This window comes from Chelatococcus sp. YT9 (genome assembly GCF_018398315.1).
Classification (GTDB): domain Bacteria; phylum Pseudomonadota; class Alphaproteobacteria; order Rhizobiales; family Beijerinckiaceae; genus Chelatococcus.
The window spans coordinates 3,686,936-3,707,008 of record NZ_JAHBRW010000001.1 but is presented as its reverse complement, the minus strand read 5'-3'; the positions used below and the strand labels follow the sequence as shown (position 1 = coordinate 3,707,008).

General features: G+C 64.2%; 22 protein-coding genes. All 22 read right to left on the bottom strand.

Going from position 1 to position 20,073, the window contains the following annotated elements; translation table 11 throughout:
* Positions 1-35 precede the first annotated feature (35 nt).
* Complete coding sequence (locus KIO76_RS17115) at positions 36-896, bottom strand: WYL domain-containing transcriptional regulator (protein ID WP_213324373.1); 861 nt, start codon at positions 894-896, stop codon at positions 36-38.
* Positions 897-1,032: 136 nt separating this feature from the next.
* Positions 1,033-1,263 carry a DUF2274 domain-containing protein gene (locus KIO76_RS17110; RefSeq protein ID WP_213324372.1) on the bottom strand — a complete coding sequence of 77 codons (231 nt, stop codon included), beginning with the start codon at positions 1,261-1,263 and terminating at the stop codon, positions 1,033-1,035.
* A 2-nt stretch (positions 1,264-1,265) separates the two neighbouring features.
* Positions 1,266-2,366: a TraB/TrbI/VirB10 family type IV secretion system protein gene (locus KIO76_RS17105; RefSeq protein ID WP_502761891.1), complete on the bottom strand. Its 1,101-nt coding sequence runs from the start codon at positions 2,364-2,366 to the stop codon at positions 1,266-1,268.
* A 35-nt stretch (positions 2,367-2,401) separates the two neighbouring features.
* Positions 2,402-3,394 (bottom strand): P-type conjugative transfer protein TrbG, encoded by a 993-nt coding sequence (gene trbG, locus KIO76_RS17100; protein WP_213324370.1) that lies wholly within the window; start codon positions 3,392-3,394, stop codon positions 2,402-2,404.
* Positions 3,391-4,080, bottom strand: a complete 690-nt coding sequence (trbF, locus tag KIO76_RS17095; RefSeq protein WP_213324369.1) for a conjugal transfer protein TrbF — start codon at positions 4,078-4,080, stop codon at positions 3,391-3,393. The genes trbG and trbF overlap by 4 nt, the downstream gene beginning before the upstream one ends.
* A complete protein-coding gene (gene trbL, locus KIO76_RS17090; protein ID WP_213324368.1) occupies positions 4,077-5,441 on the bottom strand; it encodes a P-type conjugative transfer protein TrbL in 1,365 nt (454 codons plus the stop codon). Before trbL ends, trbF begins: the two co-directional genes overlap by 4 nt.
* Before the next feature lie 6 nt (positions 5,442-5,447).
* A complete protein-coding gene (trbK-alt, locus tag KIO76_RS17085; RefSeq protein ID WP_213324367.1) occupies positions 5,448-5,732 on the bottom strand; it encodes a putative entry exclusion protein TrbK-alt in 285 nt (94 codons plus the stop codon).
* 20 nt (positions 5,733-5,752) lie between these two features.
* A complete protein-coding gene (gene trbJ / locus KIO76_RS17080; RefSeq protein ID WP_213324366.1) occupies positions 5,753-6,535 on the bottom strand; it encodes a P-type conjugative transfer protein TrbJ in 783 nt (260 codons plus the stop codon).
* Complete coding sequence (gene trbE, locus KIO76_RS17075) at positions 6,532-9,024, bottom strand: conjugal transfer protein TrbE (RefSeq protein ID WP_213324365.1); 2,493 nt, start codon at positions 9,022-9,024, stop codon at positions 6,532-6,534. Before trbE ends, trbJ begins: the two co-directional genes overlap by 4 nt.
* Positions 9,025-9,034: 10 nt before the next feature.
* A complete protein-coding gene (locus KIO76_RS17070; protein ID WP_213324364.1) occupies positions 9,035-9,316 on the bottom strand; it encodes a VirB3 family type IV secretion system protein in 282 nt (93 codons plus the stop codon).
* Positions 9,316-9,648: a TrbC/VirB2 family type IV secretion system protein gene (locus KIO76_RS17065; RefSeq protein ID WP_191320908.1), complete on the bottom strand. Its 333-nt coding sequence runs from the start codon at positions 9,646-9,648 to the stop codon at positions 9,316-9,318. Before KIO76_RS17065 ends, KIO76_RS17070 begins: the two co-directional genes overlap by 1 nt.
* Positions 9,645-10,649, bottom strand: coding sequence for a P-type conjugative transfer ATPase TrbB (trbB, locus tag KIO76_RS17060; protein WP_213324363.1), 1,005 nt, complete (start codon positions 10,647-10,649; stop codon positions 9,645-9,647). Before trbB ends, KIO76_RS17065 begins: the two co-directional genes overlap by 4 nt.
* A 241-nt stretch (positions 10,650-10,890) precedes the next feature.
* Complete coding sequence (locus KIO76_RS17055; protein ID WP_213324362.1) at positions 10,891-12,000, bottom strand: phospholipase D family protein; 1,110 nt, start codon at positions 11,998-12,000, stop codon at positions 10,891-10,893.
* 313 nt (positions 12,001-12,313) lie between these two features.
* The gene (locus KIO76_RS17050) at positions 12,314-12,745 is read right to left on the bottom strand and encodes a CopG family transcriptional regulator (protein WP_213324361.1); all 432 of its coding nucleotides are present in this window, start codon (positions 12,743-12,745) and stop codon (positions 12,314-12,316) included.
* A gap of 5 nt (positions 12,746-12,750) precedes the next feature.
* A complete protein-coding gene (locus KIO76_RS17045; RefSeq protein ID WP_213324360.1) occupies positions 12,751-14,730 on the bottom strand; it encodes a conjugal transfer protein TraG in 1,980 nt (659 codons plus the stop codon).
* 23 nt (positions 14,731-14,753) lie between these two features.
* Positions 14,754-16,493, bottom strand: a complete 1,740-nt coding sequence (locus tag KIO76_RS17040) for a relaxase/mobilization nuclease domain-containing protein (protein ID WP_213324359.1) — start codon at positions 16,491-16,493, stop codon at positions 14,754-14,756.
* A gap of 243 nt (positions 16,494-16,736) precedes the next feature.
* Positions 16,737-17,507: a lytic transglycosylase domain-containing protein gene (locus tag KIO76_RS17035; protein WP_213324358.1), complete on the bottom strand. Its 771-nt coding sequence runs from the start codon at positions 17,505-17,507 to the stop codon at positions 16,737-16,739.
* 3 nt (positions 17,508-17,510) lie between these two features.
* On the bottom strand, positions 17,511-17,849 hold the full coding sequence (locus KIO76_RS17030) for a DUF736 domain-containing protein (protein ID WP_213324357.1): 339 nt from the start codon (positions 17,847-17,849) through the stop codon (positions 17,511-17,513).
* A 67-nt stretch (positions 17,850-17,916) separates the two neighbouring features.
* On the bottom strand, positions 17,917-18,462 hold the full coding sequence (locus KIO76_RS17025) for a S26 family signal peptidase (RefSeq protein WP_213324356.1): 546 nt from the start codon (positions 18,460-18,462) through the stop codon (positions 17,917-17,919).
* Positions 18,459-18,980: a DUF2840 domain-containing protein gene (locus KIO76_RS17020; protein ID WP_502761861.1), complete on the bottom strand. Its 522-nt coding sequence runs from the start codon at positions 18,978-18,980 to the stop codon at positions 18,459-18,461. Before KIO76_RS17020 ends, KIO76_RS17025 begins: the two co-directional genes overlap by 4 nt.
* Positions 18,977-19,231 carry a ribbon-helix-helix protein gene (locus KIO76_RS17015; RefSeq protein ID WP_213324355.1) on the bottom strand — a complete coding sequence of 85 codons (255 nt, stop codon included), beginning with the start codon at positions 19,229-19,231 and terminating at the stop codon, positions 18,977-18,979. The genes KIO76_RS17020 and KIO76_RS17015 overlap by 4 nt, the downstream gene beginning before the upstream one ends.
* Positions 19,228-19,881: a ParA family partition ATPase gene (parA, locus tag KIO76_RS17010; RefSeq protein ID WP_213324354.1), complete on the bottom strand. Its 654-nt coding sequence runs from the start codon at positions 19,879-19,881 to the stop codon at positions 19,228-19,230. Before parA ends, KIO76_RS17015 begins: the two co-directional genes overlap by 4 nt.
* Positions 19,882-20,073 lie beyond the last annotated feature (192 nt).

Genomic DNA, 20,073 nt, shown 5'->3' with positions numbered 1-20,073 from the left:
TGCTCTTCAGATCATCTCCGAGAAGCTGAGAGGTATTATCGATAATTTTCATCGACCACCTCCCTGTTCAACAAAACGATCTGTTGATCCTCAGGCGTTCGCGCGTTCGGATCGGTATCAAGCCCGAGACGCCTCAGGGCGTAGTAGAGCAACGCCTTGCGCACCTTGATCTTCGCCTTGCCACCACGCATGCCGTAATCGAGTGCAATCACCTTAGCTTGCGTCTCGGACAGCTTGGGATGCGGCCCGATCTCCAGCGTGATTTCCTCTTTCCAATCGGTATCGCCACCTGGCTCAACTTCACTGGGCTTGTAACCACGCACGTCGACAATCCGAGCGAGGAGGAAATCTTTGTAGGTTTGGTCGATCTGGCAGAAGGCCCGCGCGTGCCAACGAAAGCCATCGAAGCCGATGGCGTGCGGCGCGATCCAGCGCCAGCGCGGATCCGGCCGCGAAAGTGACTGATATTTGATCTCGATGGCGAGATTGTCGCGGATGGCGCCGAGAATTGTCTGCAGCGTCTCGTTGGTGACATCCCGCGCGGGGACAGGTGGACCACTATAGGGCGGGAAATGTGCGACCCACGACGCTGCGGCCGGCAATATGCCTTCGGCGACAGATCGCAGCTGCGTGAGATAATGGGCTGCGTCAGGCTTTAAAAAGCAGGGCTGGAACGTCTCACTCGCCACGTATCGTTTGGCGCTTTTGTCGTAGACGGCGTTGTACGGAGCGCGTTCCTGATAAAGCGTCAGGTCTTTCGATGCCTGTGGCACCGACACGTCAAAGGCCTCGACGATATCGGAACGGTTGACCCCGCCTTCCCAATAAAGACGAAACTCAATGAATTCGAGCCGGCGCTCTACGCCCCATTTCAGCACCGTTTTGCCCCCCGGCATCGCAAGCATCCCAAAGTCGATAGAAACAAAGACCAGATGGGAATATCGATGTGACCCGTTGAGTTACTATCCCCATCTAAAGGGCAGGTCAATCTACGAGGGATGCGAATGTCGGTGCCGTGTCAGATCGCGCGGATCAGGACGTGATTGCGGAGCCCCTTCTGGCCCGGGCAAAGCCGCGATCCGTTGCAATGAACCGCTCAAGCATCGGCACGATCAGCTTCACCGGATCCGCTGCGGTTTGACCGCTCTCCCGGGCCAGCGCTTCCGCATAAGCGGCCAGATCCCGATGAAGCTGCCCGGGCAGCGCCACTGTCACCTTAACGGGTTTGTCCTCGACGATGGGACCCAGTTTCAACTTCGCCATGATCAGCTCCTGTAAGGTTCGAGCACGAGGTCGCGGGTGACGATTACCCGAACCGGAAAACCCGGGCGGATGGTGAGCGTTGGCTCGACCTGCAATTGCCGCTGGATGATCTGCTGCCCAGCCTGATTGATGGTGTCCTGCGCGCCGTCACGGATGGCGCGGATCAGCCGGTCCTCGTCGCTGGTCGCCAGTTCGGTTCCAATGCCGAGCAATGTCGAGAGCCCGGCGGCCTTCATCAGATCCCACCAATGATAGTCGACCCCGTCTTCAAGTCCGGCATAGCCCGAAGCGTCCGCGCCAGGCTGGCGCTCCAGCACGATCGAATGGCCATTGGGGAAGATCAGCCTGTTCCACACCAGCAGCACGCGCCGCTGACCGAAAGTCACGCCGTCATCGTACTCGCCGATGATGCGGGTGCCCTGCGGGATCAGAAGCAAGCTGCCGGTCGGGCTGTCATAGACGTTCTGGGTCACCTGGGCGGTGATCTGTCCCGGCAGATCGGAACGAACGCCGGTGATCATCGCTGCGGGGATCACGGCTCCCGCCTGAAGGATATAGGGCGATGCAGGTGCCATGACGCGATCGAGGGCGACCGTCTGCCGATCGACGGGCTCATTCAGGAAAGCGGTGTGTCTGTCCTGTGTGGCAGGCAGGCCCCCAAGATTGAGGCCGGCAAGGCTGGATGCAGCCGCACTCGGTGTGGCTCCAGTTGCAGGAGCGGTCTGAAAAAACACACGACTGGTACGAGCGGCTTCTTCCTCGGCCAAACGGCGCTGCTCCTCGGGATCGACGGCCGGCGCAGTGATTGCGGGCGGCGTGACCGGCTGCCCCCGGTTCTGGGCATCGAGGATCGGACCGCCGAGATCACCCGGCAAGGGCGGTCCAAGAACCGGGCCGGTATAGTCGCGCGGCAGTTCGGATAGCCCGTCTGCCGTCGGACGGTTCTCGACAGAATAGAGCTCGTCGCCTCCAGGCTCGGCATCGCGCGTCTGCAGCGCGTAGATGAGCGCACCGCCAATGCCGAGAAGTGCGATACCGCCGATAGCGGCGAGCATCTTGCGGGACAGGCGGGTGACCCGGGGCGGCTCCGCGCGCAGCCGCATTGGAGCTGCGGCGTCCTTGGGGGTAGTAGCTTCCGTCATGACGGGGCGCCTCCGGTCGCAGAAGAGGACGATGCCGCAGCTTGCCTTTGCTCGATGCGGACGACCCGGACCGTTTGCTGGCGATCACCGCTGCCAAGGCGAAGCTCGGCCGCACCGAAGAGGTGATCGACGATCAGGATATTGTGGTGGACGCGGCTGTTGACGATCTGCGGCTCGCCATCGGCCCCAAGAACAAAGATCGGCGGCATCTCGCCCTGCACGATGCCGCGCGGGAAAACGACATAGACGCGGCGGCCATCATCGAAGACCGAGATAGGACGCCATGGCGGGCTGTCGCCGGTCAGGCCGTAACGGTAGTTGCGCGCCGCTTCCTTGGGGATGACCGGCGCGACAGGCGCAGTTTGGCGCTGCCCGGGTGGTGGCGCCGGATAGGCCCAGGCGACCGCCGGCATATAGAGCGCATCGCGAGCCCGCAGTTCGATCATATAGGTGCGCCGGTCGGTGGTGATGACAAGATTGGTCGAAATCTCCGGCCGCGTCGGCTTGACCAGAATATGCACCTGCGCGGCATTGCCCGACCCGCTCGTCGTATCGCCGATAATCCAGCGGGCGGTGTCACCCGCTGCAATCGGCCCCGCGCCGGTCAGGCTTTCGCCTGGTTCGAGCGCAATATCGGTGATCTGCCCAGGCGCGGCATAGACCTGGTAGAGCGCGCCCTGCGACCAGGGGTAGATCTGAATGGCATTGTAATAGCCCGCGCGGCGCGGCTCGACGCGCGCGGCAGCGTTGGCGTTTTCAACGCGGCCGGCCGCGGTGCTCGCAGGTTCTCCGCCGCGCGCAACGGTCCAGCCAGGGGGCGTGTGCAGCGGTCGCTGCCGATCATCGGTAACGGATGCCTGGACTGCTGGCAGCGGCGGCACGTCAGCGTCGTAGCTGAACTGCGGCGTTCGATTTGTAGCACAGCCGGCGAGCAGGGTCGCGCCGAGCAGCAAAGCCGCCGATACGGGTTTACGGATGGCGGAGATCATTGGCTCATCTCCCGCGACCAGCTGATGGCGTTGACATAGATGCCAAGCGGATTGGCGCGCAGGCGTTCGGCATCGCGCGGTGTCTGGATCACGATAGTGAGGATCGCGGTCCATCTCTCGGTGGTGGAAAGCTGTCCGTTTTCATAATGCCGCTCGATCCAAGCGACGCGGAAGGAATCCGGTGAGGCCCGGATAACCGAAGACACCTCAACGGCGATCTGCTGGCGCCCGACAAGGGCGAACGGATCGTTGGCACGGGCATAATCGTTCAAAGCCGCAGCCCCGCGATCGGTCGTCCACTCATAGGCGCGCAGCCAGTTCTGCCGCACAATGATCGGATCGGCCGGAATCGAGCGCACCTGCTCGATGAAGCGGCCGAGGTGCCAAGCGATTTGAGGATCGGTCGGCCGGTAGTCGGCCGTGGCGGGCGCGACCGCTTGCGCCTGGCCGAGATTGTCGACCTGCACGACCCAGGGCACCACGGTCCCGCGTGCCGATTGCCAGACAAGCGCCGCGGAAAATCCGGCGGTAAGGATCAGGGAGCCGAACGCCATATAGCGCCAGTTGCGCGCCTGGACGCGGGCCGAGCCGATGCGCTCGTCCCAGACCTGAGCGGCCTTCTGATAGGGTGTCTCAGGCTCGGGGGATTTGCCGTAATGGGCGGCGGGGCGTTTAAACAAGCTCATGATCGGTCACTTTCGGAGACGGAGACGGAAGAGCCACCGCCATGGCTGTCGCCGGAGCGGACGGCATGGGCGGTCATGGTGGTGCCGTGGCTGAGCGCCTGCCGCCGCTGCATCCGCCGCGCCCAGGCTGTCGGGCCACCGGCCGGCGAGGACGACCCTGCTGCCCCTGGAGCGACACTCGCACCACCGGCGCCGCCCGTGGAGGATGAGCCTCCGGTCAGACCGAGGCCGGCACGCGCACCATCGGAAAAGCTGGACTTCACGCTTTGCGAAGCCCTGGAGACGGCGTTTTTCAACGGCGATATAGCGGCCGACCCCGCTGCCCGGGCGACACCGCCAACACCGGACGCCACCCCGGCCGCACCAGTCTGACCGAACGAACCAAGGCTATAGGCGGATGTGGCAGCACCTGCGGCGGCCGCACCGCCCCGGACAGCGGCGGCTCCTCCGGAAAGCGCAGCTAGGCCGCCTTTCGCCGCCATGCCTGTGGCAGCGCCTCCGGCAACCATCATGCCGCCGGCGGCCAGGCCGGTGCCGACGGCCGATCCTGCACCCAGTTGCGGCCCGCCCGAAACCAGCCCAGACGCGATGCCGGGTCCGAAGATGCCGAGGCCAAGCAGCGACAGCGCCGCCAGGACGATCGCCATGGCATCATCAATGGTCGGCATGGCGCCGCCAAAGCCCGCGGTGAATTGGCCGAACAGGGTCGAGCCAATGCCGATGATGACGGCGAGCACCAGCACCTTGATGCCCGAGGAAACGACATTGCCGAGCACACGCTCGGCCATGAAGGCCGTCTTGCCGAAAAGCCCGAAGGGAATGAGAACGAAGCCGGCAAGGGTCGTCAGCTTGAACTCGATCAGGGTGACGAAGAGCTGGACGGCGAGAATGAAGAAGGCGAGCAGCACCAGCGCCCAGGCGAAAAACAGGCAGGCGATCTGGATGAAATTCTCGAAGAAGGACCAGTAACCCATCAAGCCCGAGATGGATTCGAGCAGCGGGCGACCTGCGTCGAGACCGGTCTGCGCCACGCGGCCGGGCCGCATGAGATCGGCGGCGGAAAAGCCGGTGCCCGAGGCTTGCAGTCCGAGCCCGGCAAAGCTCTCGAAAATGATCTTCGCCAGGTTGTTCCAGTTGCCGATGAGATAGGCGAAGACGCCGACGAACAGCGTCTTCTTGACGAGGCGCGCGATGATGTTGTCATCGGCGCCCCAACTCCAGAACAGGGCCGCCAGCGTCACATCGATGACGATCAGGGTGGTGGCGATGAAAGCGACCTCGCCGCCAAGCAGACCGAAACCGGAATCGATGTAGCTGGTGAAGACCCCCAGGAAATTGTCGATGACGCCGGTTCCGCCCATGGGTCGCTATCTCTCGCCCGGTTGCGGCGCGGCGGGCGCCGGCGTGTTGCCCAAAAAGCGGTTGCGAGATTCAGCCCATGCCGACAGGCAATCGGGATCACGGGTGGCGGCTTCGCCAAGTCCCTGGCAGCGGCGGAGCATCGCCTGCAAAGGGTCTGCCGAGGGCTGAAGCTGCGGCACGGACCTGACGCGCGCGGTATCCTCCTGCCGCGTCAGCTCGATCGCCGTGGCGGTAATCGCGATGGCGACGAATATCACCGCGCCAAGCCGGACCAGCATTTTGCTCTCCATGGCCACCCCTCCCCAGCGTCTTAATTGCCGCTGCCGAACATTTGCGCATTGCCGGGCTGATAACCCGAACCCGGCGTGAGGAAGCGCTCGCGCTGGACACGTCCCTGCTCGGCGGCGGTGGCGCGCTCGGCCTCGATCAGCGCTTCGGACCGGCCGTTGGCCGATAACAGCGCGACCAGGTCGGAAAGCTGCTGCGACTGCAGCGCGAGAAGCTGATTGCCGGCCTGCGCTGCCTGTAACGCGCCGCTGGCGTTCTGGCTTTGCCCAACGATGGTGGCCATTTCAGCGCGGTTGGTGTCGATATTGCCGACCACGCCGGCCTGGACGCGCATCGCGTCCTGCAGGCCGCCCACGGTGTTTTCCCAGCGCGTACGCGCATCCGCGATCAGCTGCTGATCGGTGGTCGAGAGCGAGATCTGGCCATATTGCTGCTCGAACGCTTGGTCGATCTGGCCGACCTCGAACGCGATGTTCTGCGCCTGGCCCAGAAGCTGCTGGGTGCGCTGCACGTTTTGCTGAAGCTGCTGGAGCGCGGAATATGGCAGGCTGGCGAGGTTGCGGGCCTGATTGATGAGCATCTGTGCTTCGTTCTGAAGCGAGGTGATCTGATTGTTGATCTGCTCCAGCGTACGCGCGGCGGTCAGCACGTTCTGCGCATAATTCGTCGGGTCATAGACGATGCGCCCGAACCCGAACTGGGCATGGGCCGGGCTCGATGCGATGGGTGCAAGAGCGACCGGCACGGCGAGCGCAAACGCCACGGTCGACCTCCTGGCGAAACGGGCGATGGGGATACGGATCATGGGTTGGTCTCCTTTTCTGGCGCGCCACCAAGCGCGGCGGGCTCCGTCAATTCCGGCCGGCTTGCGAGATTGGTGAGATCGGGAATGAGGTCAGCGGCCCAATCGACACCGCGATGACGCAGCCACGCCTCAAGAAAGGTATCGCTTCCGTGCTCGGCATGGATGCCCGCGATGGCGGTCTGATCGGATTTGGAGGATACGGCGCAGAGCGCGAGCCCGACTTCGCTCAGCCCCAGCTCAAACAGCCGATTGCCGCGCCGCGACTGGCAATAGTAATCCCGCTTGGGGGTAGCCCGCGCCAGGATCTCGATCTGCCGGTCGTTCAATCCAAAGCGGCGATAGATCGCGGTAATCTGCGGCTCAATGGCGCGCTCATTGGGCAAGAGCAACCGCGTCGGGCAGCTTTCGATGATGGCAGGCGCGATCGCGCTGCCGTCAATGTCCGATAGCGACTGCGTGGCAAAGATGACCGAGGCGTTCTTCTTCCTCAGCGTCTTCAGCCATTCGCGCAGCTGGCCGGCAAACCCCTCATCGTCCAGCGCCAGCCAACCCTCATCGATGATGAGCAGTGTTGGGCGACCATCGAGCCTGTCGCCAATGCGGTGGAAGAGATATGACAAGACGGCCGGCGCCGCGCCTGTGCCGACCAGACCCTCGATCTCGAACGCCTGGACATCGGCGGAACCGAGATGTTCGGTTTCAGCATCGAGCAAGCGTCCATAGGGACCACCTACGCAGTACGGCCGCAGCGCCTGTTTGAGATCGCTGGACTGCAGCAGCACCGCGAGCCCGGTGATGGTGCGTTCCTCGATGGGCGCCGAGGCGAGCGAGGTCAGCGCCGTCCAGATATGCTCCTTCACCTCGGGCGTGATGGCGATGCCTTCGCGCAGCAGGATCGCGCCGATCCAGTCCGCAGCCCAGGAGCGTTCGTGCGGCTCGTCGATGCGGGCGAGCGGTTGCAGCGAGACCGAAGCATCCGACCCCTCGGTCAGCCCGCCGCCGAGATCATGCCAGTCACCGCCCATTGCGAGCGCGGCAGCGCGGATCGAACCGCCGAAGTCGAAGGCGAAAATCTGGCTGCGCGCGTAGCGACGGAACTGCAGCGCCATCATCGCCAGCAACACGGACTTTCCCGCACCGGTCGGGCCGACGACCAGGGTATGGCCCACATCGCCGATATGAAGGGAAAGCCGGAACGGCGTCGATCCCTCGGTCTTGCCGTAAAGCAAGGGGGGCGCCGCGAGATGTTCGTTCCGTTCCGGCCCCGCCCACACGGCCGACAGCGGGATCATGTGGGCAAGATTGAGCGTCGATATCGGTGGCTGCCGGACATTGGCGTATGCATGTCCGGGCAAGCTTCCGAGCCAGGCATCGACCGCATTGACGGTCTCGGTCATGGTATTGAAGTCGCGGCCCTGAATGACCTTCTCGACCAGTCGCAGCTTTTCGTCGGCGATGCGCGGATCGGTATCCCAGACCGCGACACTGGCCGTGACATAGGCCATGCCCGCGGTATCGGCGCCGAGTTCCTGCAAGGCCAGGTCGGCATCGGCCGCCTTGTTGGCAGCATCGGTGTCCACCAGAGCCGACGCCTCGTTGGTCATCACTTCTTTGAGAATCGCGGCGATGGATTTGCGTTTGGCAAACCACTGGCGGCGGATCCTGGTCAGCAGCCGCGTCGCCTCAAGCTTGTCGAGCAGGATGGCGCGGGTGCTCCAGCGATAGGGAAACGCCAACCGGTTCATTTCATCAAGAAGGCCCGGTGTCGTCGCACTCGGAAATCCGATGATGGTAAGGACCCGCAGATGCTGATCACCCAAACGCGGCTCCAGCCCTCCTGCGAGAGGCTGATCGGCCAGAAGCGCGTCGAGATAGACCGGCGTCTCGGGCACGCGCACACGATGGCGGCTCGTCGAAACGGTCGAGTGAAGGAAGGTCAGCGTCTCGGCGTCATCGAGCCAGCGGCACTCGGGCATGAACCCGTCGAGCAGCGCCAGTATCCGGTCGGTGCCATCGATGAAGCCGCGCAGCAATTCGTGAGGGTTTACGCCGGACTGCTCGCGTCCCTCGTAGAACCAGGTTTCGGCGCGAGCGGCGTCCTCCGCTGGCGGCAACCAGAGGAAGGTCAGAAAGTAGCTGGACACGAAGTGCGCCCCGGCTTCCTCGAACCCGGCCTTGCGCTCGGCGTCGACCAAGGCAGACGCGGCATCGGGAAAGAGACTTTCGGGATAGGTCGCGGCTTCGAAGCGCTGCGCTTCGACGAATATGCTCCAGCCCGAACCCAGCCGGCGGAAGGCATTGTTGATGCGACCGGCGACCGCAACCAGTTCGGCCGCCACGGCCGAATCCAGATCGGGGCCGCGGAACTTTGCGCTGCGCTGAAACGAGCCGTCCTTGTTCAGCACCACGCCGGGAGCAACCAATGCCGCCCAGGGCAGATAGTCGGCCAGTCTGGCGCTGCGGCTGCGATACTCGGCGAGGTTCATCATACCTCAGCCCTCACACAGCCAGGAAGGACGGGATGCGCAGATGGCGCCGTCCAACTTCCACGAAGAGCGGATCGCGCTTGGCGGCCCAGACTGCCGCGAAATGCCCGATCGCCCAGATAGCGAGACCGACCAGCCAGAGACGCAGGCCAAGCCCGACCGCTCCGGCAAGCGTGCCGTTCATGATGGCGATCGAACGCGGTGCACCGCCGAGCAGGATATGTTCAGTCAGGGCGCGATGGACCGGGACCATGAATCCCGGCACCTCGCCAAGCTGTTCGAGACCCACCGCCATCAGATCAGCGCCCCGCCGCCGAATGAGAAGAAGCTGAGAAAGAAGGAACTGGCGGCGAAGGCGATCGACAGGCCGAAAACGATCTGGATCAGCCGCCGAAAGCCGCCCGCCGTATCGCCGAAGGCCAGGGTGAGACCGGTGACGATGATGATGATCACCGCGATGATCTTGGCGACCGGACCTTCGATCGATTCCAGAATGCTCTGAAGCGGCGCTTCCCAGGGCATCGATGACCCGGAAGCATGGGCTGCGGGCGCCATCATCATGCTGAGCACGATGACGGACCCGGCAAGCGACAAATGGCGACGAAGGGTGCGCAAGGCATGGGTCATGCTTGGGGCTCCTCAAGGATTTCGGGATGGGCGGCGGAAGGCTCGCAGGCCGGCACGACGCGATAGTCCCCGTCCGGGCCGAGGCCCTCGATGCGCGAGAGTTCCGCGAGGCGGCGCGCTGAGCCACGGCCAGACAGGACCGCGACGAGGTCGATGGTTTCAGCGATCAGCGCGCGCGGGACGGTGATCACCGCCTCCTGGATCAATTGCTCCATGCGCCGCAGCGCACCGATGGCGCTTCCGGCATGAATAGTGCCGACGCCACCGGGATGGCCCGTGCCCCAGGCCTTGAGCAGTTCGAGTGCTTCGGCGCCGCGCACCTCACCCACGGGAATCCGGTCGGGCCGCAGACGCAACGATGAGCGCACCAGATCGGACAGCGAAGCGACGCCGTCCTTGGTGCGCATGGCGACAAGATTAGGTGCAGCACATTGCAGTTCGCGCGTGTCTTCGATGATCACCACCCGATCCGACGTCCGCGCCATTTCAGCAAGTAGCGCATTGGTCAGCGTTGTCTTGCCGGTCGAGGTGCCGCCTGCGACGAGGATGTTGGCCCGGTCGGCAACGCCGAAGCGCAATGCATCAGCTTGGTGCGCTGTCATTATCCTGGCGGCGACATAATCATCGAGGGTAAACACCGCGACGGCGGGCTTGCGGATGGCAAAAGCTGGCGCCATCACCACCGGCGGCAGCAGACCTTCAAAGCGCTCGCCGCTATCCGGCAGCTCGGCCGATACGCGCGGCGCGCCAGCATGAACTTCCGCGCCAACATGATGGGCGACTAGGCGGATGATGCGTTCGCCATCGGCGGGCGAGAGACGTTCTGTAGTGTCGGCGAGACCTTCGGAGATTCGATCGACCCAGATGCGGCCATCCGGGTTCAGCATCACTTCGACCACGCCGGGATCATCGAGAAGCCGGGTGATGGCATACCCGAGTGCGGTGCGCAGCATGCGCGAGCTGCGAGCGTGTCCTTCGCTATTGTGGTGGGAGGCCGCCATTGTGTCCCCGTTCTGGCCGGAGACAAGACGATCCTGTCCCGACGGGGACGATTAAAAGAACCCGAAACCGGGCCGATTCAACATCTGCTTCGCGGCGTCGTAGCCTGGCGTGCAAATACAGGAAATAGCGTAGGGCGCGGTCGGCTGGCTCCTGGCAGCGACAAGCGTCGGAGGCGCATAGAGCTTGCGAACTGTCACAGCGCCGATCCCGCCAAGCGGTGAGCCCCTAGGTGCGCGTTCATCACGACGGTTCGTAGTAGATCGCGTCAAGCATCGCCACGCGCGCATCCCAAAGCTCACGGTTTCGGTTCGTCGGACGAGGCGTCGTATACCAGGGCGCCTGTCGGATCGGCTCGATGACGCGCTCCCAGTAATTGTCGAGTTTGAGGGTTGATGGCGCGAACGCCAGCGCTGCAGCAATACCGGTCCTATTCTCGCCGTTCACGCACACGAAGACGTCGGGGCGCTTCATCGCGAGCAGGCGGGTCGCCGGCGCCAGCCGGGCAATCCGGGCGCGACCCGCAAACGAGGCGGTGAAGGCTCCGACATAGTCATTGAACTGGTCCTCCGTGACGTCGCCGCGCCGCGGGATCATATCAAGCGCCGCAGCAAGTTCAGTATTCTGTTCGCCGATCAGCTGAGCGAATGTGCCAGCGCCGCCCATTGATCCGAACCAGCCCCAGTCGAGATGGTCGAGGCCCGCCGCGACCGCTTCCACCTCGCCGACCACACCGGCGATTCCCTTCCACTCGGCGATCGTGAGGTCAGCAAATGAGGCGGTCTTCACGAACATCTGCTGGATGATCCGCAGCAGCTTCATTCGTTTTGTAAAGTCGTGGTGGCGATCGGCCCGTGCCTCCTCGACGAACGTCGCCCAAGACATGGTCGAAAGCGCTGCGTTGAAGCGTTCAAAGCTCTTGGTTTCGTCAGGTAACGTCGGGTTCCGCGGCCTGGGGTTGCTGCGGGCGGCTTCGGCTTGGCGACGATAACTATCAGCAAGCGATTTGGTGATCGGCAGATGCAGCGACTTATAGGTTTCGAAGTGGTCGCGGATCTGCACAAAAAAGGGGTCATCGAGGCTGCCTTTGACGTACACGCTTGCCTCGAGGTTGGCACTGAGACCACCACCGGTAAAGTTGGCGCTGCCGACGATCGCTTCCGCCTTCATGCCTGTGGTAAAATAGTAAATTTTGGGATGGAAGCAGCCCGGACGGTTCTTTGCAACGAACGCACCACGCACTCCTGCAAGGCGATCGATAAGATCAGGATCCGTGGCGGAGAAGTCGAGCCCGATGAGGACGGTGTCGATACGGTCTTTGCGAGCTAGAAGAGCTTCGGCAACTTCGGTCATCTGACCCCACGCCACCGCCATCGAAACGTGATCGTGTCTCCCGATCAGCGCTTTCAGGCGCCGTCCCACTGATTTGGCATCCAGCAATGCAATCCGCATAGTCGACTTAACCCCCCATCTTGTGATGCCACGAATAGCACCCGCTAGGATCTCGCGATACGGGGACGCAACTGGTCCGCATACGCTGCGATCGGCTGTTCTCGGGATGCATCTTCGAAGCTTGAGGGAGACAGCGGGGGTCGGAAGCTGTCCGGATCGAGTTCGCGTCCGTTCAGACTCATTTCCCCGCTCGTCCGAGCCGGCAGCAGAGCCCTCAGGTTTTATCAGCTGGATCTATATCCTCGCTGATTTCCTGCCGCAGTTTTGGCCCTTGCGCGAGGCGGCGCCCAAGCGCCGTGACGAAGGCATCGTAGCGTTCGCCCGCTTTGGCCCGTGCCGCCTGGGCAGCGGGTTCGGGCAGCGCCGGTGTCGAGGAAAGCCAGAAGCGGATGAACACCGCCATAGTCTCGACAGTGATTCCGAGATCGCGCTCGAGGCGCATCAGGCGACGGTCAACCTGATCGATCCGCTTAGCGATGGCTGCTTCGCGCCTCTCATCGGCGTCGGGCGAGAGGAAGGATGCGATAGCGGCCTCCGCGATCATCGACTGGGACTGGTCCCGGCGAGCAGCGTAATCCGCCAGCATCGTCATGATCTCGGGATCGAGATAGACTGAGACTTGCGCCTTCTTCTTGCGACGAACCATGATGCTTACAGCTCCATGCCGTCGCCGGGATCCATCGACACCTGCCGCGCGACCCCGCGCATCACGCGGGTCAGCCGCTGGCTGCGGGCGGCCTCATCGTCGCTGCCGTCATAGGACAAGGGGTCGAACTCGTTTTCGATCGGCGCGCTTTTCTCGACCGAGTCGACGCGGCTCAGCTCCGGCTGCTGCCGGTGCTCGGACTGAGTGGGGTCCTCATCGTCAACCATCACCGTTTCGATCGTGGAACCTGGACTTTCCGGCAGAGGCAAAGCACTCCAATCGTCAGACTGCTTCGGAGCGGGCGATACCAACTCCGGCGGCGGCAGCACGCGTTCGGTGAACCGGCGGTCCTCATAGTAGCGCGCCTTCTTCGCCCGAATCGGCGGAGTTCCGGCGACCATGACGATCTCGTCGGTCGGTGGAAGCTGCATGATCTCGCCCGGCGTCAGCAATTGGCGGGCAGTTTCGGATCGCGAGACCATCAGATGTCCGAGCCAGGGCGACAGCCGGTGCCCGGCATAGTTCTTCATCGCCTTCATCTCGGTTGCCGTGCCAAGCGCATCGGACACGCGTTTGGCGGTGCGCTCGTCATTGGTGGCGAAGCTGACGCGCACATGACAATTGTCGAGGATGGAATTGTTGGGACCGTAGGCCTTCTCGATCTGGTTGAGCGATTGCGCGATCAAAAAGCTCTTGAGCCCGTAACCGGCCATGAAGGCCAGCGCGCTTTCGAAGAAATCCAAACGCCCCAGCGCGGGAAACTCGTCGAGCATCAGGAGCAGCCGGTGGCGGCCGCCGTGGGCATGAAGGTCCTCGGTCAGCCTGCGGCCGACCTGATTGAGGATCAGGCGGATCAGCGGCTTGGTGCGATTGATGTCGGAAGGCGGCACGACGAGGTAGAGCGTTGTCGGTGCTGTCGCCTCTGCCATATCGGCAATGCGCCAGTCACAGCGGCGGGTGACTTCGGCAATGACCGGATCGCGGTAAAGCCCGAGAAAGGACATGGCGGTCGAAAGCACGCCCGAGCGCTCATTGTCGGATTTGTTCAGCAATTCGCGCGCCGCGCTGGCGATGACCGGATGTGGGCCGGCCTCGCCCAGATGCGCGGTTTTCATCATCGCGGCGAGCGTTGCCTCGATCGGCCGTCTGGGATCGGAAAGGAAGGCGGCAACCCCGGCGAGGGTCTTGTCCTTTTCAGCATAGAGGACGTGCAGGATCGCGCCGACCAGAAGTGCGTGGCTGGTCTTTTCCCAATGATTGCGCTTTTCGAGACTGCCTTCGGGATCGACCAGGATGTCGGCGATATTCTGAACATCGCGCACCTCCCATTCGCCGCGGCGGACCTCGAGCAGCGGATTGTAGGCGGACGATTTCGGATTGGTGGGATCGAACAGCAGGACGCGGCCATGGCGGGCGCGAAAGCCGGCGGTGAGCTGCCAGTTTTCGCCCTTGATGTCGTGAACGATGGCCGAGCCTGGCCAGGTCAGGAGCGAAGGCACGACGAGGCCGACGCCCTTGCCGGAACGCGTGGGCGCAAAACACAGCACGTGCTCGGGCCCGTCATGGCGAAGATAGCTCCCCTCATAGCGGCCGAGCACCACGCCGTCGGGATCGAGCAGGCCCGCCGTCTTTACCTCCTGCGGTTTCGCCCAGCGGGCAGATCCGTAGGTTTCAGCGTTCCTGGCTTCGCGGGCGCGCCAGACCGACATGCCAATCGCGACGGCGATGGCGATGAATCCGCCCGAAGCGGCGATCAGGCCACCTTTGGCAAAGACCTCCGGGGCATAGGCCTCATAGAAATACCACCACCAGAAAATTGCCGGCGGATAGTAGACGGGCCAGCCCGCAAGGCGAAACCACGGGGTTCCGAGCTGAGCCTGAAACCCGAGCTCCCAGGCGACGTATTGCGTGGCCGCCCATGTCGTCACCAGGATGATCAGGAAGACCGTGAGGATCTGGCCCCAGAGGATTTTCGTGGCTGACATGGCAGGTCCTTTCGATGCGGCGCTCAGAGGCCAAGCCCGCGCTGTCGTCCAAAGCTCCAGTCCACCCCGCCATTGCCGCGGGCGAGACCCGAAACATGGCGGCCGAGATGCTTTTCGAGTGAGGGCGACCAGGGGACGAGCTGGAAACCGAGCCCGTCATCGATCATGGCGAAGCGGCCCGACGCGAGCGTGAGACGCTGGCGGTAGGTGCCGGCGACATAGTCACCCTCGGCGGCGCGATTGAAGGCAAGGCCGGTTTCTTGCGACAGCCTGCTGCCGAGAGCCTCGAGTTCGCGCCGGCGCAGCGTCTCGATCAGGTTGCGACTGAAGATGATCCGGCGACGCTGCCGCGTGGCCAGTCCTTCCCCCACCAGATGCTCGGCGCGTTCCTCCATGGCCTGGCGGACCTCGCCCCCAAAACCACCTGCGGACAGCGCAGCCGGATCGCGCGCCAGGGCCTGCCGGTCGAGCCAGGTCGCTCCCGGCGCCGAAACCTGGCTGTGCAGATCGAGATCCGAGCGCACGGCGATTGCCACTCGCCGCTGCCCTATGGCATCGTCAAATCCGCGCAGTTCGACGATGGAACCGGGTGCGCTGTCACCGGCCGCATCGAGATCGGGAAGCCTGATGTGATGGGTTCGCCCATCGACGCCATCGACCACGGCATAGGCCGTGCCTTTGAGTTCGTCATCGAGCCCGCGTGCGACTAGCCTGCCGATGACAGGCGTCTTCAGGCTTTCGCCGGCGAGCACATAGCTTGCCGCACCGCGCTCTATGCCGCGCTCGGTCAGCGCGCGGTGCATGCGCTTGATGATGTCGCCACGCTCGCCAAGCTCACGCAGCACCGTTTGCGCCTTGTCGTCGATCGCCCACTGGCCGGGGCCGATCTGTTCGGCAAGACCGAGGGTTTCGAGCTTGCGCAACCGCCCGAGCTTTAGCGCCCGATACTCATCGGGCGGCTCGCCAGCCCGCAGAGCGACATCGATGATCCCGGTGCCGCGTCCATCGCGCACAAGCTGGCGGTCAAGTCCGGTCCAACGTTCGGCAGCCATCTGACGCTCGAGCGTGCGGCGAATGTCGTGTTCGGTTCGCGGCCCGAGCTCCTGGGTGATGAGATCGCGCGCCCGGTCGCGCATCCCTTCCTTGATGTAGTCGCGCGCAATGACGAGATCCTGGCCGTCGTCGCGCACGCCGCGCACGATCAGATGGATATGGGGATGCTCGGTATTCCAGTGATCGACCGCCACCCAGTCGAGCCGGGTGCCGAGATCCTTTTCCATCTGCCCGGCCAGATCGCGGGTAAAGGATTTGAGGTCCGCCATGTCGAGGGCGTCGTCGGGCGAGACGATGAAGCGGAAATGATGCCTGTCCCCGCCGCACCGTTCGACAAAGGCGCATCCATCCACTGAATCCCTCTCTGGCCCGAACAGCCGCGCCTTCTCCCCGTCCCGGGTGACGCCATCGCGGCGCAGATAATCGAGATGCGTGCCGAGCGGCGCCTTGCGGGCAGTGTGACGGACAACGCGCGCCTTGATCACCGCGCCGCGCGAGCGCGCGGTAATGAAGCGATTGGCCTGAATGCTGGCGCGTTGGCCATGCCCGAACCGCGAGCGGTTGCCCGAGACGATCCGGCCCGAGCGTGAAACGCCTCCTCCGGCCTTTTTCGCCGCCGCCAGTGCCTGGGCAATGAACGGCCGCGCCTGTTGGGTGCGTGTCGAACGGATGCGCCCCGGACGAATACGGAACTCGCGCTCATCGGGCATGACGCGGTCCCGCAATGTGTGAAAACCCGCGCGAAAACGGGCGATCCCGCCTTGCGCGCACATTGCGCCCTTGCGCCACAAGGTGCGGAATCGCAGAAAATCCTGAGCAAAAACAACCGACCGTCTGGCCGACAATGTGCGGCCTTTTATCCTGCCATCGGTCGGTTGTTGCGGTCCTCCCCTGCCAGCCAGCACGCCATGGCACGCTGGCCCACGATGCCGTGCGATCGAGTGAAATCCGCTTCATGGCGCGGCACCGCTATCGGCTGGAGTGACAAAAATGGCCTCGTGCTGTCGCCGGTCGGGTGCGCCGGCCGCATCCGGAACGGGGGTGCGGGTGTCATTGGCCTGCACAGACGCCGCGTCGCGGATAACGCTCGATCGGTTGCCGCTGCGCGCAACAAAGAGCGGCGCCTCGCGCCAATCGAGCGGCAGCGCAGCGGGAATGGAAGCGCCGCGAGACGGCGCCGCATTGCCCAGGATTGGGGCGAGCTTGGCGACATAGGCGCGCGTTTCGGCGGGCAGAATGCGGCCCGCTGAAAGGTATTCATCGTAGCGACCCGGCCCGGCATTATAAGCCGCCAGCATCGCCGCGACATTGCCATAGCGATCGAACATCGCGCGCAAATAGGCCGCGCCCGCGAGGATATTGTCGCGCGGATCATAAGGATCGCGGCCCAGGCCATGGCGCTGCCGCAGCGCCGACCAGGTGGCAGGCATGATCTGCATCAGGCCCATCGCCCCGGCCGAGGATATGGCGCGGCGATCGCCCGCGCTTTCGGCCTGCAGGACCGCATCGATCCAGAACTCAGGAATGCCGAAACGCTGCGAAGCTTCGGCAATATGGTCGGCATGTGCATCGTGCAGGAGGCGCGGTGCGAGCAGACTCGGTTGCGCCTGCGCCGCGACGCCGACCGGGCTGTAGAACAGGCCGGTAAGGAGAAGGAAGGCAATGGATCGGGCGGCGCGATGACGCCCGATCGCAACGGAGTGACCGAGGCGACAACGCGGCATGGCTCAGTCCTTTGCATCGCGTTTGGGCGGCCGGTTCCAGTGCAGCGACCAGGACGCCGCATCAGCGCCGTTCTGGAACAGCGCGGCACGGATCTGATACGGCAATGCCGGATCGTCGATCAGCACGGAGAGATATTCTCCGGCCTTCTCGCCAGTGCGGGTCCAGGCTGCCCCGATCTCGGGGCCGGTGTCATCTTCGCCGAGGTGGACGCGATGGTCGGGGGCGTTTTCGACATTGGCCGGATCCACCGCGACGATGACGATCTCCCGGTCGAGCGTGAGCGTCTGGATGCGCCCGGCAAAGCCTGTCTTGTGCCTGGTAAATTCACCGATCTGCGGCATGGCGGTTTCCTTTCCTCAAGCGGTGAAGACGATCGGGCGGACATTGCGCCCGCCCGCGGACAGGCGTTCACCGCGCCGACGCCTGCCATTCGAAGCGGCCGTCACCATTCGCATCGGTCCAGATCGGCACGACGCGGGCGGTGACGGCAGAAAGCGGAAGCGGCCCGAAATAGCGGCCATCGAAACTGTCGGCGGCGTCCCAGTTCATCAGGAACACATCGCGTTTGGCGATCACGCGGCAGCCCTGCCAGGAGGGCAGGTCGCGGCCCATCCGGTCGCGCTCACGGGCATGGCCATAAAGGTGGTCGTAGGCGGTAATGGCCGTGCCACGGCGGCAGACTCGCGTGCCGTGGAGCGCCAGGACGCGCTTGATCAGTGGCACGCCGCGCGGAAGGTAGCGGCGCGCTTCAAGTAGCTCGGCCAGCGCGTCTGGCGGCCGGACTGCGACCAGATCGGTGACTTCGATAGGGTCGGCCGGCTCGACGGCGTAGAGGCCAATGGGCGCACTGGCCGAGGCGTTCCAGATGAAGCGCGGACCGTGCCCGGTGAGCACCGGGGCTATGACCAGCCCGACCGAAACCAGAGCGGAGGCGAAAATGGCGCGCCGGGTCATGGGCAAATGCTCCGCCGCTTGATCCAGGCGCGATGCTGCGCGCGTGTGTAAACGCGGGGACTTTCCCCGGCCGCCAGTCGGTTATGCATGTGGCGCCAGTGATCGGGCGCGACATCGGCCCCGTCGATGCCGCGCGCCTCGATCGCATCGATGAGCTGCAGCGCGCGCTCGACTTTCGGCCAGCCAGAGGCCGTCAGCAGAAGCTCGCCGCCCGGCGTGACAGCGGGAACGGTCTGGTAGGCTTCGTGCGGCGCGACTGCGTGCAGGATGTCGAGATGGGAGACGACGGTGCCGTAGTCATTCGCCGTCCAGCGCACGAAGGCGAAAAGGCTCCCGGGAGGAAAGCCGAGGACACGGCGCCTGCGGTCGATAACACGCTCCTGAACCGGATTCCCGAACCGCACCCAATATTCGATCGACTTCTCGATCCAGATCAGCTCCACCTCGGTCAGGGCCGTAGCCGGTGAGGAGCGCGCGCCCTCGACCACCGGCCTTCGATGTCCCGCCAAGCCGGTCACTGGCTATCACCCCCGGCAGGTGGAAATTCACGCTCCAGTAGCGTGCGGAGCATATCGGCGACGGTCATGCCGCGCTCAAAGGCCGCGATCTTGATGCGGCCGCGCTGCGCCGGCGTCACATCGATGGTGAGCCGCGCCGTGTTCGCAGCGCCGTCCGCCCGACCGACCGGCTGCTCTTTTGCGGCTCTCACCCAGGTTTCGGGATCTGCCGGCCGGCGGGCAAAGCCGCTCCTGGGCGCTCGGGTGCTCATGGCGCCCTCCGCGTGCGCGGGAGCCGCTCGATTTCATCAACCAGCGCTGCGATCTCATCGACCGCGGACGTGGCGCCGTCCAATTCGTGAACGAGACGGCCGGTCTGGGCGGCGCTGGCGAAGGCGACACGCTGCCCGATCCGGCTCGCGAGCACCGGAGGATCGTGATCGGCGAGCGCAGCGGCGGTTTCGCGGCCAAGGATGGTGCGCGCCGCGCAGCGATTGAGAACGAAGCGGGCGACGAGATCGGGCCGGTAAATGCGCGCTTCGGCGATGAGCGACAGCATCTCGGCGGAAGCCCAGCCATCGAAGGGCGAAGGCTGCACCGGGATCAGCACCAGGTCGGCGGCGAGCAGCGCGGATCGCATGAGGCCAGCGACACGCGGCGGCCCATCGATGACGACATGATCGGCCTGCCGGGACAGTTCCGGCGCTTCCCGGTGCAGCGTGTCGCGAGCAAGGCCGATGACACCGAACAGCCTCGGCAAGCCCTCATGGCCGCGCTGCTCAGACCAGTCGAGCGCCGAGCCTTGCGGATCGGCGTCGACCAAGGTGACCCTCTGCCCCCTTCCGGCCCATTCTCCGGCGAGATGCAGCGCCAGTGTCGTCTTGCCGACACCGCCCTTCTGGTTGAGCAGAGCCACGATCATCGCTGACCGTCCTCACGCTCACCGCGCGGCGGACGCATGGTGTCGAAGCCGATTTCTGATGTGTGATCGGATGGCGTTGGCGGCCGCCGGTTCGCCGTTGCTCTGAGCGCCTGGCCGGTGCGGGCGATGAGGTTGTCGTTTTTCCAGGTTTCGTGAATCGGCGTGAGAGCGGACGTGAGTCCGAACAATGGC

What these genes read in the sequence shown, in the direction of transcription:
- KIO76_RS17115 (WP_213324373.1), bottom strand. Translation starts at nt 896, where the DNA reads ATGCCGGGGGGCAAAACGGTGCTGAAATGGGGCGTAGAGCGCCGGCTC.
- KIO76_RS17110 (WP_213324372.1), bottom strand. Translation starts at nt 1,263, where the DNA reads ATGGCGAAGTTGAAACTGGGTCCCATCGTCGAGGACAAACCCGTTAAG.
- KIO76_RS17105 (WP_502761891.1), bottom strand. Translation starts at nt 2,366, where the DNA reads ATGCGGCTGCGCGCGGAGCCGCCCCGGGTCACCCGCCTGTCCCGCAAG.
- trbG (WP_213324370.1), bottom strand. Translation starts at nt 3,394, where the DNA reads ATGATCTCCGCCATCCGTAAACCCGTATCGGCGGCTTTGCTGCTCGGC.
- trbF (WP_213324369.1), bottom strand. Translation starts at nt 4,080, where the DNA reads ATGAGCTTGTTTAAACGCCCCGCCGCCCATTACGGCAAATCCCCCGAG.
- trbL (WP_213324368.1), bottom strand. Translation starts at nt 5,441, where the DNA reads ATGGGCGGAACCGGCGTCATCGACAATTTCCTGGGGGTCTTCACCAGC.
- trbK-alt (WP_213324367.1), bottom strand. Translation starts at nt 5,732, where the DNA reads ATGGAGAGCAAAATGCTGGTCCGGCTTGGCGCGGTGATATTCGTCGCC.
- trbJ (WP_213324366.1), bottom strand. Translation starts at nt 6,535, where the DNA reads ATGATCCGTATCCCCATCGCCCGTTTCGCCAGGAGGTCGACCGTGGCG.
- trbE (WP_213324365.1), bottom strand. Translation starts at nt 9,024, where the DNA reads ATGATGAACCTCGCCGAGTATCGCAGCCGCAGCGCCAGACTGGCCGAC.
- KIO76_RS17070 (WP_213324364.1), bottom strand. Translation starts at nt 9,316, where the DNA reads ATGGCGGTGGGTCTCGAACAGCTTGGCGAGGTGCCGGGATTCATGGTC.
- KIO76_RS17065 (WP_191320908.1), bottom strand. Translation starts at nt 9,648, where the DNA reads ATGACCCATGCCTTGCGCACCCTTCGTCGCCATTTGTCGCTTGCCGGG.
- trbB (WP_213324363.1), bottom strand. Translation starts at nt 10,649, where the DNA reads ATGGCGGCCTCCCACCACAATAGCGAAGGACACGCTCGCAGCTCGCGC.
- KIO76_RS17055 (WP_213324362.1), bottom strand. Translation starts at nt 12,000, where the DNA reads ATGACCGAAGTTGCCGAAGCTCTTCTAGCTCGCAAAGACCGTATCGAC.
- KIO76_RS17050 (WP_213324361.1), bottom strand. Translation starts at nt 12,745, where the DNA reads ATGGTTCGTCGCAAGAAGAAGGCGCAAGTCTCAGTCTATCTCGATCCC.
- KIO76_RS17045 (WP_213324360.1), bottom strand. Translation starts at nt 14,730, where the DNA reads ATGTCAGCCACGAAAATCCTCTGGGGCCAGATCCTCACGGTCTTCCTG.
- KIO76_RS17040 (WP_213324359.1), bottom strand. Translation starts at nt 16,493, where the DNA reads ATGCCCGATGAGCGCGAGTTCCGTATTCGTCCGGGGCGCATCCGTTCG.
- KIO76_RS17035 (WP_213324358.1), bottom strand. Translation starts at nt 17,507, where the DNA reads ATGCCGCGTTGTCGCCTCGGTCACTCCGTTGCGATCGGGCGTCATCGC.
- KIO76_RS17030 (WP_213324357.1), bottom strand. Translation starts at nt 17,849, where the DNA reads ATGCCGCAGATCGGTGAATTTACCAGGCACAAGACAGGCTTTGCCGGG.
- KIO76_RS17025 (WP_213324356.1), bottom strand. Translation starts at nt 18,462, where the DNA reads ATGACCCGGCGCGCCATTTTCGCCTCCGCTCTGGTTTCGGTCGGGCTG.
- KIO76_RS17015 (WP_213324355.1), bottom strand. Translation starts at nt 19,231, where the DNA reads ATGAGCACCCGAGCGCCCAGGAGCGGCTTTGCCCGCCGGCCGGCAGAT.
- parA (WP_213324354.1), bottom strand. Translation starts at nt 19,881, where the DNA reads ATGATCGTGGCTCTGCTCAACCAGAAGGGCGGTGTCGGCAAGACGACA.